Source organism: Pantoea sp. F_5 (assembly GCF_008631595.1).
GTDB classification, from domain to species: Bacteria; Pseudomonadota; Gammaproteobacteria; order Enterobacterales; family Enterobacteriaceae; genus Pantoea; species Pantoea gossypiicola.
This window is the reverse complement of record NZ_VWUO01000007.1, coordinates 206,652-222,315: the sequence shown is the minus strand read 5'-3', so window position 1 is coordinate 222,315 and position 15,664 is coordinate 206,652. Positions and strand designations below refer to the sequence as shown.

The following is a 15,664-nucleotide window of genomic DNA, read 5'->3' as shown; positions in this document are numbered from 1 at the left end:
AGATAGCAAAAAACCGACGGAGAAGCCGTCGGTTTTTGCGCGATTTGACGAAATTCGCTTACTTCAGACCCAGCTGAGGCAGCCAGGATTTCACCTGTGCCATATAATCGCTGCGATCTTTGCCGGTCAGACCTTCCATGCGCGGCAGCTTCGCCGTTAATGGGTTAACCGCCTGGTTATTGATCCAGATTTCGAAATGCAGATGCGGCCCGGTAGAGCGCCCGGTGTTGCCGGACAGTCCAATACGGTCGCCACGTTTCACTTTCTGACCTGGTTTCACCAGCACTTTTTTCATGTGCATATAGCGCGTCATATACTGACGGCCATGGCGGATAGCAACATAGTTACCCGCGGCTCCGCCGTTCTTCGCCACGACAATCTCACCATCACCTACCGCCAGCACTGGCGTTCCGACTGGCAGCGCAAAGTCGACGCCTTTGTGCGGCGCAATGCGGCCGGTTACCGGGTTAAGACGACGCGGATTAAAGTTGGAGGAGACACGATACTGCTTAACCGTCGGGAAGCGCATAAAGCCACGAGCCAGACCAGAGCCACTGCGATCGTAGAACTTGCCATCTTCGGCGCGGAAAGCGTAATAGTCTTTGCCACCGCTGCGCAGGCGCACACCCAGTAACTGACTCTGCGCACTCTTACCATCCAGCATTTCGCGGGACATCAGAACGCTGAACTGGTCACCGGCACGCAGCTTACGGAAGTCCATCTGCCACTGCATTGCTTTGATCACCGCGCGGGCTTCGGTACTGCTCAGCCCTGCACGCGTGGCGCTGGCGGCAAAACTGCCGCGCACTTCACCCTGCATCACGCTGTTGCGCCATTCGCCCTTCTGCATCTCCGCATCCATCTTAAAACCACCCGCTGGGGTGCGCTCATAGGTGCGGGTTTCACGGCGGGAAATTTCCCAGCTCAGGGTTTTCAGGCCGCCATCATCATCCAGCGTCCAGCTCAGCTGCTGACCAACCTGCAGATTACGCAGATCGCGGTCGCTCATCACCAGCGCATTGATGTCACCGATGTCGATGCCATACTGATTCAGGGCACTGCTCAGGGTATCGCCGGATGAAACGGTGTAGTCGTGCACCCCTGCCGTATCCGGCACGTCGGTATCGACATCATCCGCAGGCAGCTCTTCGTCCGGTTCCGGTGTGCTCTGATCGATCGGCTCACTGGCTTCCGGCAACAGCGTGCGAAGCGTGTTCTTATCCAGTTCAATGTTCTTAACGATGGGCGTGACATCATCGGTGGGATGATAAACGTAGGGCCGCCAGACTGCGACGGCCAGAGTCACTACAGTTAAAGAACCCAGCATTACGCGGTGGGGGCGCGGCAAATTATTAAATGCGAGGGCGACAGAGCGGGCTATCTGCTGCACTTTTACCTATTCCTCATGCTCCATTCAGGCAACTTTCATACTGGCTCGACAGTTGTGAGAGGAATTTCACATAGCTGTCTTTGGCTAAGCTGATGTCTGTGCCCAGGGGATCGAGTGTGCCTTTACGCACCTGTGTTCCGCGGGAGACAGCATCGATGACTGCTGGTCTGAATTGTGGCTCAGCAAAGACGCAGACCGCCTTTTGCTCAACCAACTGTGTTCGTATCTGGTGTAAACGCTGAGCGCCCGGTTGAATTTCAGGATTGACGGTAAAGTGCCCGGTGGGCGAAAGACCGTAGTGTTTTTCAAAGTACGTGTAAGCGTCGTGAAAAACGAAATATCCTTTATTTCTGACCGGAGCAAGTTGTGCGCTGACGCGTTTGTCCGTGTCTGCCAAAGCTACCTCAAACTGCTGGAGGTTGGCGTCAAGTTTGGCTTTATCTTGCGGCATAAGTTCCAATAATTTTCTATGGATTGCAACCGCGGTTTTGTGCGCAATCTCTGGCGACAACCACAGGTGCATATTAAACTCGCCGTGATGGTGATGATGAGCTTCAGCATCCTGATCTTCGGATTTTTCCGCTGCGTGTTCATCTTCATCTTCACCACCGCTAATCAATAACGGTTTCACCCCGTCGATGTTCACCATCGCGAGGTTTTTTTGAGCCGGAAGTTCAGCCGCAGACTTCGCCATAAAGGCTTCCATTTCTGGCCCGACCCAGACAACTAAGTCCGCGTTTTTTAAGCGTTTTGCATCAGATGGTCGCAGGGCGTAATCGTGTTCGGACGCGCCGTCCGGCAGCAGCACCTCAACCGGTGTAACGCCATCAGCAATGGCCGCGGCGATAAAACCTACCGGTTTGAGTGAAGCCACGACATTTGCCTGAGCAGGAAGGGTTAATAAAGCTGAAACAGATAAAGCCGTCAGGGCGAAAATTGTGCCCTTTTTATTATGTAACATATTGCGTCATTCCATCGTGACCATGAGGTGGAATGTGATATTATAACATTCGAAATTCTGTGCAACCTGTAAATACTATGACCTCACTTGTCACACTCGATAACGTTTCGATAAAGTTTAACCAGCGCAATGTGTTATCAGGCGTCAGCCTGGCGTTGCAGCCTGGCCGCATTCTCACCCTGCTGGGTCCCAACGGTGCCGGAAAATCTACTCTGGTGCGTGTGGTGCTCGGCCTGCTCGCCCCTGCGAGCGGTTCCGTTCAGCGTGATCCTGCTCTGCGTATCGGCTACGTGCCACAGAAGCTGCACATCGATCCCACCCTGCCGGTGACAGTTGAACGCTTTATGCGTCTGACCCGTGGCAGCAAACACGCGGAGATTATGCCGGCCCTGAAACGCGTGCAGGCAGGCCATCTGCTCAACTCCCCGTTGCAGAAGCTCTCCGGCGGTGAAACTCAGCGTGTGCTGCTGGCGCGCGCCCTGCTTAATCAGCCTCAGTTGCTGGTGCTGGATGAACCGACGCAGGGAGTAGATGTGAACGGTCAGGTTGCCCTGTATGACCTGATCAATCAGTTACGCGTGGAATTGAACTGCGGCGTGCTGATGGTTTCCCACGATCTCCATCTGGTGATGGCGAAAACGGATGAAGTGTTGTGTCTCAATCATCACATCTGCTGTTCGGGCACGCCGGAAGCGGTCTCCCAGCATCCCGAATTCATCGCGATGTTTGGCCCGCGTGGCGCGCAGGAGCTGGCTATTTACCGTCATCATCATAATCATCGTCACGACCTTCAGGGACGCATCGTTTTACGCAAAGGACAGAGTTCATCATGATTGAGTTGTTATTACCGGGCTGGATAGGTGGTGTGATGTTAGCGCTGGCTGCCGGACCGCTGGGTTCGTTTGTGGTCTGGCGTAAGATGTCCTACTTTGGCGATACCCTGGCGCACGCGTCTCTGCTCGGCGTAGCCTTTGGCCTGCTGCTGAACGTGAACCCCTACTACGCAGTGATTCTGGTCACGGTCTGCCTGGCACTGGGACTGGTCTGGCTGGAGCGTCGTCCGCATCTGGCTATCGATACCCTGCTGGGCATCATGGCGCACAGCGCGCTGTCGCTGGGCCTGGTCGTCGTCAGCCTGATGAAGAACGTGCGCGTCGATCTTATGGCGTATCTGTTTGGCGACCTGCTGGCGGTCACGCCAGATGACCTCTGGGTGATGGGTGCCGGCGTGGTGATTGTGCTGCTGGTGATGGCGTGGCAGTGGCGCTCGCTGCTGTCGATGACCATCAGCCCGGAACTGGCGCAGGTGGATGGCGTAAATATCCAGCGAACCCGGCTGATTCTGATGCTGGTCACGGCGCTGACGATTGGGGTGGCGATGAAGTTTGTGGGTGCGCTGATCATCACCTCACTGCTGATCATTCCGGCTGCCACCGCACGTCGTTTTGTGCGCTCGCCGGAGGGCATGGCGGCCGTCGCCGTGGTCATCGGGGTGATCGCCGTCACCGGCGGTCTCACCTTCTCTGCGTTTTACGACACACCTGCCGGGCCGTCCGTGGTGCTCTGCGCCGCCATCCTGTTTATCTTCAGCATGGTGCGCAGACCGGCTATGTAATTACTCTTCGCGCGCAATGCCGAAGTGGCGATAAGCATGCTGCGTGGCCAGACGGCCACGCGGCGTGCGCTGAATGAAGCCTTGCTGAATCAGGAAGGGTTCAATCACATCTTCGATGGTCTCACGCTCTTCACCAATCGCGGCAGCCAGGTTATCCAGCCCTACCGGCCCACCCATAAACTTGTCGATAATCGCCAGCAGCAGTTTACGGTCCATATAATCGAACCCTTCGCTGTCGACGTTAAGCATATCCAGTGCGCTGCAGGAGACCTCACCGCTCATATCACCATTAGCCCGTACTTCAGCGAAGTCACGTACCCGGCGCAGCAGGCGGTTGGCGATACGCGGTGTGCCGCGCGCACGACGGGCGATCTCTAACGCCCCTTCATCACTCAGCGCCAGGCCCAGACAGGCGGCACTGCGTCCTACGATGTGCTGCAGATCTTTAACCTGATAGAACTCCAGACGCTGCACAATGCCAAAGCGATCGCGCAGCGGCGAGGTCAGCGAGCCTGCACGAGTGGTGGCACCAATCAGGGTAAACGGCGGCAGATCGAGCTTAATCGAACGTGCCGCCGGGCCTTCACCGATCATGATATCCAGCTGATAGTCTTCCATTGCCGGATAGAGCACCTCTTCCACCACCGGTGACAGGCGATGGATCTCATCGATAAACAGCACGTCATGGGGTTCAAGGTTGGTCAGCATCGCCGCCAGATCGCCTGCCTTCTCCAGCACCGGACCCGAGGTGGTACGCAGGTTAACGCCCATCTCGTTGGCCACGATGTTCGCCAGCGTGGTTTTCCCCAGGCCTGGCGGACCGAAGATCAGCAGATGATCCAGCGCATCGCCACGCAGCTGTGCGGCCTTGATGAATATCTCCATCTGCTCACGCACCTGCGGCTGACCGACATACTCGGTAAGCATCTTCGGGCGAATGGCACGATCGATTATCTCTTCTTCGTTAATGCTGGCAGCAGAGACCAGGCGGTCGGCTTCTATCATGACTTACCTCAAATGGCGGCGCGGAGCGCTTCGCGGATCAGGGTTTCACAATCCGCATCCGGTCGACCGACTTTACTGATCATACGGCTCGCTTCCTGCGGTTTATACCCCAGCGATACCAGCGCTGCAACCGCTTCGGATTCCGCATCGTTGGTTTCCGGCTCGGCGCTCGGCGTGGTGAGCGTAAAGGCCGAATCGCCGCCAAACAGGTCGCCGTGCATCCCTTTGAAGCGGTCCTTCATCTCGACGACCAGACGCTCAGCGGTCTTCTTGCCTACGCCTGGCAGTTTCACCAGTGACGCGATCTCTTCTTTTTCTACCGCAGTAACAAACTGCTGCGCCGACATGCCGGAGAGGATCGCCAGTGCCAGCTTGGGTCCGACGCCATTCACTTTAATCAGTTCGCGAAACAGTGCACGCTCCTGCTTGCTGTTAAAACCAAACAGTAACTGGGCATCTTCACGCACGACAAAGTGGGTAAAAATCACCGCTTCGTGCTGAAGTTCAGGCAGTTCATAAAAACAGGTCATGGGCATGTGAATTTCATAGCCTACGCCGTGTGCCTCAAGCAGCACCAGTGGCGGCTGCTTTTCCAGAATGTTGCCCCGTAAACGACCTATCACCTGAATGCTTCCTTAACTAACGAATGTGGCGGATTTTATAACATAAAAAAGGCTGGATGAATATCCAGCCTGAGCGTGTGTTCTGTGCGGTGTCCTAACCTGAGCGCAACCGTCCGCGCGTCAACACCAGCTTACTGTCACTCATGCGCGCGGCGTTCTGCGCTACGTGACAGTGAGTAATGGCTATAGCCAGCGCATCGGCGGCATCCGCCTGCGGGTTTGCTGGCAGCTTCAGCAGAGTTCTCACCATGTGCTGCACCTGACTTTTCTCGGCGCTACCGATGCCCACCACCGTCTGTTTTACCTGACGGGCGGCATACTCAAACACGGGCAGATCGTGGTTTACCGCAGCAACAATCGCGACACCGCGTGCCTGGCCGAGCTTTAGCGCTGAGTCTGCGTTCTTCGCCATAAACACCTGTTCAATAGCGAAGAAATCGGGAGAAAACTGCGTGATGATTTCGCACACGCCCGCATAAATCAGCTTCAGGCGGGCGGGCAATTCGGTGGTATTAGTGCGGATACAGCCGCTGCCCAGGTAGGTGAGCTGGCGGCCAGTCTGACGAATAACACCATAACCGGTGATGCGTGAACCGGGATCAATACCCAGAATAATCGACATTACGCCTCTCCGGTTAACGCTGTGACGATAAACGCCATTACAGCGTTTCCGCCACCTCATCGGAGATCTCACCGTTGTGATAAACCTCCTGCACATCATCGCAATCTTCCAGCATGTCGATCAGACGCAGCAGTTTCGGTGCGGTTTCCGCATCCATTTCCGCTTTGGTGGTCGGGATCATTGCCACTTCTGCGGTATCCGCTTTCAGGCCAGCGGCTTCCAGTGCATCACGCACGGTGCCCATCTCTTCCCAGGCGGTAAAGACATCAATCGCACCGTCATCATAGGTGACGATGTCTTCGCCGCCCGCTTCCAGTGCGGCTTCCATCACCGCGTCTTCATCCTGACCTGGCGCGAAGGAGATGACGCCTTTCTTGTTGAACAGGTAAGCCACGGAGCCGTCGGTGCCCAGGTTGCCGCCGGTTTTGGTGAAGGCGTGACGCACTTCGCCTACGGTACGGTTACGGTTATCACTCAGGCATTCAATCATGATGGCTGAGCCGCCAGGACCGTAACCCTCATAAATGATGGTTTCCATGTTGGCGTTGTCTTCGCCACCCACACCGCGCGCGATGGCGCGATCCATGGTGTCACGGGTCATGTTGTTGGCCAGCGCTTTATCCATCGCTGCACGCAGACGCGGGTTGGAACCCGGATCGCCACCGCCCAGCTTGGCCGCCGTCACCAGTTCACGAATGATTTTGGTGAAAATTTTGCCGCGCTTGGCATCCTGCGCTGCCTTACGATGTTTGGTGTTTGCCCACTTACTGTGTCCTGCCATGTTAACTTTTCTCCGATCTTTTACAGGGTGCAGACTCTCCTGGCTGCGAGCTTATCTACCGTCGGTTTTTTAAAAAACCGTCTGCCCTCAATGGGCGAGCTTAGTGCATCATCCTCACGTAGCGGTGTACGCAGGGGATGTCGCGCTGACGGTGAACAATTTCGTGGCGAGGATGACGCCTGACTGTTCAATAGGTTGGTGTAGTCCTGTTAAAACTCACCAGATTCATAAAATTTAATCTATCCGCCGCCGGAATACCGGGCGATGGCGAGCATTCAGATAAATTCTTCAATTGCCTGGCGGTTACTCCATGATCGGGTTAATGCTGCAGCGTCAGCGGGTGCCAGCCAGCGAAACGCCAGATGCTCGGTCAGCGTAATTTCCCGCTCTTCCGGCAGTTGCAGGCGAAACCAGTGCTCGTGATTATGGGTGACATCCGGAGCATAGCGATGGCGGAAATGGGGGAAGATTTCAAAGTCGATCTGACGCTGACAATCTTCTATTTCCAGCCGCTCAGCCAGCACGTTAATGCCGACCTCTTCCTCCACCTCACGACACGCGGTTGCCAGCGGTGACTCACCCGCTTCCAGGCTGCCGGTCACCGACTGCCAGAACGTGGGATCGTCACGCCGCTGCAGCATCAGCACCCGGCCAGTATCGCGCGCCGAAATGACGACCAGCACTGAAACCGGGTGTTTATAGCCCATTATTTATTCTCAGGCTTTTCTTTTTTAACCACCTGGATGCCAAGCTCCAGCAGAGAAGCCGGGTTCGCTTCGCTTGGCGCTTCGGTCATCATGCAGGCTGCCGCCGTGGTTTTCGGGAACGCGATAACGTCACGAATGTTGTCTGTCCCGGTCAGCAGCATGGTCAGGCGATCCAGACCAAAAGCCAGGCCCGCATGCGGTGGTGTACCGAACTTCAGCGCATCCAGCAGGAAGCCAAACTTCTCGCGCTGCTCTTGCTCTTCAATACCCAGAATGCTGAACACCGTCTGCTGCATTTTACCGTTGTGGATACGCACTGAACCACCGCCCACTTCATAACCGTTGATCACCATGTCATAGGCATTCGCCACGGCACGGGTCGGATCGGCTGCCAGCTCTTCTGCGCTCATCTCTTTTGGCGCAGTGAACGGATGGTGCATGGCAGCCAGACCGCCTTCCTCGTCCTCTTCGAACATCGGGAAGTCAATCACCCACAGCGGTGCCCAGGCTTTCTCATCGGTGATGTTCAGCTCGCGGCCCACTTTCAGGCGCAGCGCACCCAGGGCGTCAGCAACCACTTTGGCGCGATCAGCACCAAAGAAGATGATGTCGCCATCCTGCGCGCCGGTGCGGCTCAGAATGCCTTCAACGATCTCTGCATTCAGGAATTTGGCAACCGGGCTCTGCACGCCTTCCAGACCATCGGCACGGACGTTAACCTTCATCCACGCCAGCCCTTTCGCGCCGTAAATCTCCACGAATTTGCCATATTCATCAATCTGCTTACGGCTTAGCTGCGCACCGGTCGGTACGCGCAGCGCGGCAACACGGCCCTTTTCGTCGTTAGCCGGGCCAGAGAAGACCTGGAACTCCACATTTTTCAGCAGGTCGCCAACGTCCACCAGCTCCATCGGGTTACGCAGATCCGGCTTATCGGAACCGTAGCGATGCATCGCTTCCGCAAAGGTCATCTGCGGGAACTCACCGAGATCCACGCCCTGCACGTCCTGCCACAGATTGCGGATTAAACGCTCCATGATTTCACGCACCTGTGGCGCGGTCATAAAGGAGGTTTCTACGTCGATCTGGGTAAACTCTGGCTGGCGATCGGCTCGTAAATCTTCATCGCGGAAGCATTTTACGATCTGATAGTAGCGGTCAAAGCCGGACATCATCAGCAGCTGTTTGAACAGCTGTGGTGACTGCGGCAGCGCATAGAATTTGCCTTTGTGAACCCGGCTTGGCACCAGATAGTCGCGCGCGCCTTCTGGCGTCGCCTTGGTCAGCATAGGGGTTTCGATATCCAGGAACCCTTCGTCATCCATAAAGCGACGGACAAAGCTGGTGATTTTTGCGCGGGTTTTCAGACGCGTTACCATCTCAGGGCGACGCAGATCCAGATAGCGGTATTTCAGGCGCGCTTCTTCGCTGTTGGTCTGATTCGAGTCCAGCGGCAGGGGCTCAGAGCGATTAATGATGGTCAGTGCCTGGGCAAACACTTCGACTTCACCGGTTGCCATGTCGCTGTTCTTGTTCTTCTCATCGCGTGCGCGCACGGTACCGGTGATCTGGATGCAGAATTCGTTACGCAGTTCAGAAGCCAGCTTAAATGCGTCCTGACGATCGGGATCAAAAAACACCTGCACGATGCCTTCACGGTCGCGCATGTCGATAAAAATCAAACTGCCCAGATCGCGACGGCGGTTTACCCAGCCGCAAAGCGTGACTTGCTGACCCACATGAGACAGATTGAGCTGTCCGCAATATTCTGTACGCATAACACTATCCTTTTAACTTCGCCGCTGCAGCTGACAGCATCCGGCCGCGTTACCTGATGCGATGCTGTCGCAAAAATGGCGGCCATTATAATGGAAAAAGCCAGACAGGATAAGCAGATCAGCGCCAAAGCGCCGATTTCCTGTGTGCATTTGCCCCTCAGCCTGACCCTGGTCGATAATGGGATCACTTAACCTGCAGCCAGGAGCGCGCGTGACACTTCGTATTGGCCTGCCCCAGTGGCAGCATTCACACTGGAAACGCTGGGGTATTGAGAGCCTGGCGGACTATGCCCGCTACTTCCACTGTGTAGAGGGAAATACCACGCTTTATGCGCTGCCAACTGCGGAAACGGTGATGCGCTGGCGCGATATGACGCACGATGCATTTCGCTTCTGCTTCAAATTTCCCAACACCATCAGCCATCAGGCGGCGCTACAGCATAGCGACGACCTGCTGACCGATTTTCTGCGCCTGATGGAGCCGCTGGCCGACCGCATCGGTCAGTACTGGCTGCAGTTGCCCGCCAGCTTCTCCCCGGCGCAGATCGACGACCTGTGGCGTTTTCTGGATAGTCTACCGCGCCGTTTTCACTACGGCGTTGAAGTGCGTCATCCGGCTTTCTTCACCAAGGGCGAGGCGGAACGGTCACTGAATCGGGGCCTGCTGGCGCGTGGCATCAATCGTGTGATGCTCGACAGCCGTCCGGTTCATGCCTCCACCTCACAAAGCCCGGCGGCGCTGGTGGCGCGTTCTCAGAAGCCGAAAGTACCGCCTCATGCTCTGCGAACCGGCTCGCAGCCGATGGTGCGCTTTATCGGCAGCGACAGCGTGGACGAGAGCGTGCCGCTGTTTCAGATCTGGCGTCCCAAGCTGGCTGAGTGGCAGCAACAGGGCGACGCCATGCTGTTTCTGCACACCCCCGATATGGGCCAGGTTTTTCCGCTGGTGCAGGCACTCTGGCCGCAGTTGCAGGAGATCGATCCGGCTATCGGTAACGGACCCGACTGGCCGCAACAGACGTCACTGTTTTGATTGCGTTACAGGACAGCGGGCTGCACGCCCGTTAGAATAGAACCATTATGGACAGTCGCGGGAGTGGCTATGGTTAGCGCGTTATATGTGGTGATAGGTGCATTACTGATAATGAAATTCACGCTGGACGTGGTGCGTTACCGCCGGTTCTACCGGGTGGCATATGGCGATGGCGGCTATCACGACCTGAAAATGGCAATCCGCATTCATGGCAATGCCATCGAAACCATTCCGCTGGCGCTGTTTCTGCTGGTGATGATGGAGATGAACGGTGCCGATATCTGGATGGTGCATCTCACCGGCCTGCTGTTCTTTATCAGCCGCCTGCTGCACGCCTGGGGATTGCGCAGCAGCGCCATGGCAGGCCGCAAATATGGCATGCTGCTGACACTGTTTTCCCTGTGCGGCATGGTGATTTTCAACCTGATCTATATGCCATGGGAGCTGGTGCTGACACTCCATTAAACCAGCCTGGGTTAAGGGGTGCAGCCCGCCCCACTTTCTGCGAGAATAACGCCCTTTCCGTCGTCTCTTCGGATTTTCGATATGTCTGACCGCGATCAACTCTTCTCAGCGCCCATTGCAAAACTGGGCGACTGGACTTTTGACGAGCGTGTAGCTGAAGTCTTTCCAGACATGATTCAGCGCTCGGTGCCGGGCTACTCCAACATCATTTCGATGATTGGCATGCTGGCAGAACGTTTTGTGACTCCGGACAGCAGGGTCTATGACCTGGGCTGCTCGCTGGGCGCGGCCACGCTTTCGGTGCGCCGCAATATTCATGTGCCAGGTTGCCAGATCATCGCGGTGGATAACTCCCCTGCGATGGTGGAGCGCTGCCGCCGACATCTTGATGCGTTTCGCGCTGACACGCCAGTCACGGTGCTGGAAGCGGATATCTGCGACATTGAGATTGAAGACGCCTCGCTGGTGGTGCTCAACTTCACGCTGCAGTTTCTGGAGCCGCCTGCACGCCTGGCGCTGCTGGAAAAGATCTGGCAGGGACTCAAACCGGGCGGCGCGCTGGTGCTGTCGGAGAAGTTCAGCTTTGAAGATGCCGAGGTCGGTGAGCTGTTATTCAACATGCATCACGACTTCAAACGCGCCAATGGCTACAGCGAGCTGGAAATCAGCCAGAAACGCAGCATGCTGGAAAACGTGATGCTGACAGACAGCGTTGAAGCGCACAAAGCCCGCCTGAAACAGGCCGGGTTCTCGCACGCCGAACTCTGGTTCCAGTGCTTTAATTTTGGATCTCTGGTGGCGTTGAAATGATCGACTTTGGCCGTTTTTATCAGCAAATTGCAGTGGGACCACTGGCGAAGTGGCTGGAAGTATTACCGGCGCAAATCAGTGAGTGGCAACGTGAAAACCTGCACGGGCACTTTCGTGACTGGTACAAGTCGCTGGAGTATCTGCCGCTGCTGGAACCGCAAAAGCTGGACCTGCTGCACAGCGTCACCGCCGACCGCGATGATATCAGCGACCGTCATCGTCAGGGGATTGAGAAATTACTGCGTAACCTGATGCCGTGGCGCAAAGGGCCTTATTTCCTCTACGGCACCCACATCAATACTGAATGGCGATCTGACTGGAAATGGGAACGGGTGCTGCCGCACATCTCCCCGCTGGCGGGCCGGACGGTGCTGGATGTGGGCTGTGGCAGCGGTTACCACATGTGGCGGATGATTGGCGCGGGCGCACACTTGGTGGTCGGCATCGATCCAATGCAGCTGTTCCTGGTGCAGTTCGAAGCAGTGCGTAAGCTGCTGAATGACGATCGCCGGGCACATATGCTGCCGCTGGGTATTGAGCAACTACCGGCGTTACAGGCGTTTGATACCGTATTTTCGATGGGTGTGCTCTATCACCGTCGTTCCCCGCTGGATCACCTGCTACAGCTGAAAAATCAGCTGGTGAGCGGAGGCGAGCTGGTGCTGGAAACGCTGGTGATTGACGGCGATGTCAATCAGGTGCTGGTGCCCGGTGAACGCTACGCCCAGATGCGCAATGTCTTCTTTATCCCGTCAGCGGAAGCGCTGAAAAGCTGGCTGGAAAAAAGCGGGTTTGTCGATGTGCGGATTGTCGATTTTGCTCTGACCACCACCGAAGAGCAGCGCCGCACCGATTGGATGACCAGCGAGTCGCTGGCGGAATTCCTCGACCCCGAGGACCCCAGCAAAACAGTTGAAGGCTATCCGACTCCCCTGCGCGCCGTACTGGTCGCAACCAAACCTTAATGCCTTAGCGGCGAGACAACGCCAGTTTCGCCGCAAATCCAATAAATACGCAACCGGTCAGGCGATCCATCCCCTTCAGCACCGTCGGTTTTCGCAAATATCCGGCGAAATAGTGGCTGCCGCCAATCAGTACCGCATTCCAGATCAGCCCCAGCAGCATGTGTGTCAGTGCCATCAGCGTGCACCAGAGCGCAACCGACGCGCCCGCCGGGATAAACTGCGGCAGAAAAGTGACGTAAAACACGCCAATTTTCGGATTCAGCAGATTTCCCATTAATCCCCGACTGAAGCAAGCCAGATAGCCCTGCGGTTGTGCAGGCTGTTCGGCTGTCTCCACGGATTGCTGACGCGGCTTAAGCAGCAGCTTTATGCCCAGATAGAGCAGCCAGCCGGCACCGATCCACTTCAGCAGGTTATAGGCGATCTCAGAGGCCATCAGTAGCGCGCCCAACCCCAGCCCAACTGCGATGCCCCAGAGCAGACAACCCAGCGTCACGCCAAGGGCTGTCGCCCAGGCACGCTGCCAGCCCTGCGCAATGGCGGTACGCAGCACGAGCGCGGTATCAAATCCAGGTGTGAGTGTCAGAATGGTTATCGCAAACAGAAATGAAAAGAGCGTGGCGCTCATGATGATTCTCCGTTATCTCTCCCGGCCAGGGGCGTTCAGGCAGCTTAACAGCCCATGGCGCAGTCATGTGCGGGATCACCTGCCACGCTGAGCGGATTGTGCCAGGCTGGATCGGGTCGAACCATTCATATTAAGGAGATGTGGTTATGAGTAAATTTATTTTTTCATCACCCCGTAAATATGTGCAGGGTGCAGGTGTGCTGGATGAGCTGGGAACCTACCTGACTGAACTGGGCGATCAGGCTTTTCTGGTGGCGGATGACGTTGTCTGGAAGCTGATTGGCGAACGCACACAACAGACATTGCAATCCGCCGGGGTGAAATTCAGCTGGCAGCAGTTTAACGGCGAGGCCTCCAGTAATGAGATCACCCGTCTCAGTGCGCTGGCGAAGAGCCAGGGCTGTAACGTGGTTGTCGGGCTGGGCGGCGGCAAAACGCTGGATACGGTTAAGGCGGTGGCGGACGAACTTAAACAGCCGGTGGCGATTGTGCCGACCATTGCCTCCACCGATGCCCCCTGTAGCGCGCTGTCAGTGATCTACTCTGACAACGGCGTATTTGAGAGCTATCGCTTCTACAGCAAAAATCCCGACCTGGTGCTGGTGGATACCGCAGTCTGCGCCAGTGCGCCTGCACGGCTCTTTGCCTCCGGCATTGCTGATGGCCTGGCCACCTGGGTTGAAGCGCAGGCAGTGGCGCGGTCCCATGCTAAATCCATGGTCAGCGGCGATCCGACCCTTGCCGGTCTGGCGATTGCCCGCGCCTGCGAAGAAACACTGCTTAAGTGGGGATACAGCGCCTATATCGCCGTTACCGAAAAACGGGTCACCCCCGCAGTGGAAGCCGTGGTTGAGGCGAACACGCTGCTCTCGGGGTTGGGCTTTGAAAACGGCGGGCTGGCAGCCGCCCACGCTATTCATAATGGTTTTACCGCCATTGATGGCGATATCCATCATCTGACCCACGGCGAGAAAGTCGCCTATGGCACACTGACGCAGATGGTGCTTGAGCAGCGTCCGGACGAGGAAATTGCGCGCTATATCCGTTTCTATCGCTCTATCAACATGCCGACCACGCTGCGTGAAATGCATCTGGAAAATGAAAGCTGGGAGAATCTGGTGAAAGTGGGGGCACTGGCGAACAGTGAGGGTGATACGCTGAAAAACCTTAACCCTCATTTGTCACCGGAAGATATCGCCAACGCCCTGCTGGCGCTGGATGCTTTTAGTCAGACGGTGAAATAAACCGCCAACAGGCGATCATTCGATCGCCTGTTACTCTTCTGCCGCAGGCTGATCCCAGTACTCATATTTGTAGGCGGAACTGAGATGGCGCTCGATGGTGCCACGCGTGAAGATTTCGGTTTCATGCAGATAGCTCAGGGTACAGTTGCCGACCTCATCCCAGGACTGACACTCATCGACCGACCGGATGGTGCTCAGCGGTGTGGTCGCCGTGCCGTTAAGCCGCACTTCACGCCACTGGGGGTCGTAGGTGTATTCGTCAGTTCTCCGGGCGGAGGTGGTGCGCGTCACCAGGCCCTTTGGATTCCAGTGGTAGTGGAACTCGCCGTTAGTCAGCGGATCGCTGCCACGTGCCACACTCTTCTCCAGTCGTAGCTGGCGATCGTAGCGATAGGTGGTGTCGGTAAAGCCGGTTTTACCCATGCTGGTAAATCTGTCGGAGGCGCTGGTAATATTGCCATGCTGGCCTTTCTGCCAGTTAATCGTTCCCTGCCGGTTATCAACAACGACTTCTTTGCCCTCTTTCAGCACTTTGACCAGATACGCATATTCCGCCACCCAGCCGCCCTGTACCCTGGCAATGTGTTGCTCCATGCTGAGGATCACGTTGCGTTCACTTTTGTCGTAGCTGACGTCAGCTACCGTGAGATCGCCACAGGCGTCAAACTGACCCAGCACCCGCTTTTGCGAATTCACATCTTTGCCAAATTCACCTGCAATCACTTGCTTCACTGCGCCTTTCGCATTGCCGCCCAGCAAAATCAGGTTGTTGCTGTTGGCCACGGCGTCGTTGTCAGCGCGGCATGCGCTGGCCGCAGCGTAGCTGCTGCACAGCACGGACAGCAAAAGGATGAGAGCGGCACTCTGATTGCGATTCATAGGGTCAGTTCCGGGCAACGTTGCTGTAAGTGTAAACCCTGCCGTGAAAAACAGCGGCAATCGGTGATGAATTGAAGCTGCCGCCCGGGGTTATGCCTGAAGCGGTGCGGTGATGTAAGCGTAACGGATAGCCCGGCGGTTTGCGTGGGTCTCAGCAG

The 15,664-nt window shown here is 56.3% G+C and carries 17 protein-coding genes; 7 read left to right on the top strand and 10 right to left on the bottom strand.

What is annotated here, in order from left to right:
- Positions 1-58: 58 nt before the first annotated feature.
- Both mepM and znuA read right to left on the bottom strand, forming a co-directional pair.
- The gene (gene mepM, locus F3I44_RS11800) at positions 59-1,390 is read right to left on the bottom strand and encodes a murein DD-endopeptidase MepM (protein WP_150015318.1); all 1,332 of its coding nucleotides are present in this window, start codon (positions 1,388-1,390) and stop codon (positions 59-61) included.
- Between the two features lie 13 nt (positions 1,391-1,403).
- Complete coding sequence (znuA, locus tag F3I44_RS11795; RefSeq protein ID WP_150015317.1) at positions 1,404-2,351, bottom strand: zinc ABC transporter substrate-binding protein ZnuA; 948 nt, start codon at positions 2,349-2,351, stop codon at positions 1,404-1,406.
- Between the two features lie 77 nt (positions 2,352-2,428).
- Here znuA and znuC point away from each other — a divergent pair, with 77 nt between their 5' ends.
- Both znuC and znuB read left to right on the top strand, forming a co-directional pair.
- Positions 2,429-3,184 carry a zinc ABC transporter ATP-binding protein ZnuC gene (gene znuC / locus F3I44_RS11790; RefSeq protein WP_150015316.1) on the top strand — a complete coding sequence of 252 codons (756 nt, stop codon included), beginning with the start codon at positions 2,429-2,431 and terminating at the stop codon, positions 3,182-3,184.
- Positions 3,181-3,966 carry a zinc ABC transporter permease subunit ZnuB gene (gene znuB / locus F3I44_RS11785; RefSeq protein WP_150015315.1) on the top strand — a complete coding sequence of 262 codons (786 nt, stop codon included), beginning with the start codon at positions 3,181-3,183 and terminating at the stop codon, positions 3,964-3,966. The genes znuC and znuB overlap by 4 nt, the downstream gene beginning before the upstream one ends.
- Here znuB and ruvB read toward each other — a convergent pair whose 3' ends face one another.
- The 6 genes from ruvB to aspS form a co-directional block, all read right to left on the bottom strand.
- The gene (gene ruvB / locus F3I44_RS11780; protein ID WP_150015314.1) at positions 3,967-4,971 is read right to left on the bottom strand and encodes a Holliday junction branch migration DNA helicase RuvB; all 1,005 of its coding nucleotides are present in this window, start codon (positions 4,969-4,971) and stop codon (positions 3,967-3,969) included. It abuts the gene before it with no gap.
- Positions 4,972-4,979: 8 nt separating this feature from the next.
- The gene (gene ruvA / locus F3I44_RS11775) at positions 4,980-5,594 is read right to left on the bottom strand and encodes a Holliday junction branch migration protein RuvA (protein ID WP_150015313.1); all 615 of its coding nucleotides are present in this window, start codon (positions 5,592-5,594) and stop codon (positions 4,980-4,982) included.
- Between the two features lie 94 nt (positions 5,595-5,688).
- Complete coding sequence (gene ruvC / locus F3I44_RS11770; protein ID WP_150015312.1) at positions 5,689-6,216, bottom strand: crossover junction endodeoxyribonuclease RuvC; 528 nt, start codon at positions 6,214-6,216, stop codon at positions 5,689-5,691.
- A 37-nt stretch (positions 6,217-6,253) separates the two neighbouring features.
- On the bottom strand, positions 6,254-6,997 hold the full coding sequence (locus F3I44_RS11765; protein ID WP_150015311.1) for a YebC/PmpR family DNA-binding transcriptional regulator: 744 nt from the start codon (positions 6,995-6,997) through the stop codon (positions 6,254-6,256).
- Positions 6,998-7,272: 275 nt separating this feature from the next.
- Positions 7,273-7,704, bottom strand: coding sequence for a dihydroneopterin triphosphate diphosphatase (gene nudB / locus F3I44_RS11760; RefSeq protein ID WP_150019423.1), 432 nt, complete (start codon positions 7,702-7,704; stop codon positions 7,273-7,275).
- Complete coding sequence (gene aspS / locus F3I44_RS11755; protein ID WP_150015309.1) at positions 7,704-9,482, bottom strand: aspartate--tRNA ligase; 1,779 nt, start codon at positions 9,480-9,482, stop codon at positions 7,704-7,706. Before aspS ends, nudB begins: the two co-directional genes overlap by 1 nt.
- Positions 9,483-9,693: 211 nt before the next feature.
- Here aspS and F3I44_RS11750 point away from each other — a divergent pair, with 211 nt between their 5' ends.
- From F3I44_RS11750 to cmoB, 4 genes are all read left to right on the top strand, one after another.
- Entirely contained in the window at positions 9,694-10,515 is an 822-nt protein-coding gene (locus F3I44_RS11750; protein WP_150015308.1) for a DUF72 domain-containing protein, read from the top strand.
- 69 nt (positions 10,516-10,584) lie between these two features.
- On the top strand, positions 10,585-10,980 hold the full coding sequence (locus tag F3I44_RS11745; RefSeq protein WP_150015307.1) for an MAPEG family protein: 396 nt from the start codon (positions 10,585-10,587) through the stop codon (positions 10,978-10,980).
- Positions 10,981-11,061: 81 nt separating this feature from the next.
- Positions 11,062-11,790, top strand: coding sequence for a carboxy-S-adenosyl-L-methionine synthase CmoA (gene cmoA, locus F3I44_RS11740; protein WP_150015306.1), 729 nt, complete (start codon positions 11,062-11,064; stop codon positions 11,788-11,790).
- Positions 11,787-12,755 (top strand): tRNA 5-methoxyuridine(34)/uridine 5-oxyacetic acid(34) synthase CmoB, encoded by a 969-nt coding sequence (gene cmoB, locus F3I44_RS11735; RefSeq protein ID WP_150015305.1) that lies wholly within the window; start codon positions 11,787-11,789, stop codon positions 12,753-12,755. The genes cmoA and cmoB overlap by 4 nt, the downstream gene beginning before the upstream one ends.
- A gap of 4 nt (positions 12,756-12,759) precedes the next feature.
- On the opposite strand, the gene F3I44_RS11730 is transcribed toward cmoB, so the two are convergent.
- Positions 12,760-13,383: a LysE family translocator gene (locus F3I44_RS11730; protein WP_150015304.1), complete on the bottom strand. Its 624-nt coding sequence runs from the start codon at positions 13,381-13,383 to the stop codon at positions 12,760-12,762.
- Positions 13,384-13,529: 146 nt separating this feature from the next.
- Between F3I44_RS11730 and F3I44_RS11725 the strand changes: the two genes are divergently transcribed.
- On the top strand, positions 13,530-14,627 hold the full coding sequence (locus tag F3I44_RS11725) for a glycerol dehydrogenase (RefSeq protein ID WP_150015303.1): 1,098 nt from the start codon (positions 13,530-13,532) through the stop codon (positions 14,625-14,627).
- A gap of 30 nt (positions 14,628-14,657) precedes the next feature.
- Here F3I44_RS11725 and F3I44_RS11720 read toward each other — a convergent pair whose 3' ends face one another.
- Positions 14,658-15,506: a hypothetical protein gene (locus F3I44_RS11720; protein WP_150015302.1), complete on the bottom strand. Its 849-nt coding sequence runs from the start codon at positions 15,504-15,506 to the stop codon at positions 14,658-14,660.
- Positions 15,507-15,664 lie beyond the last annotated feature (158 nt).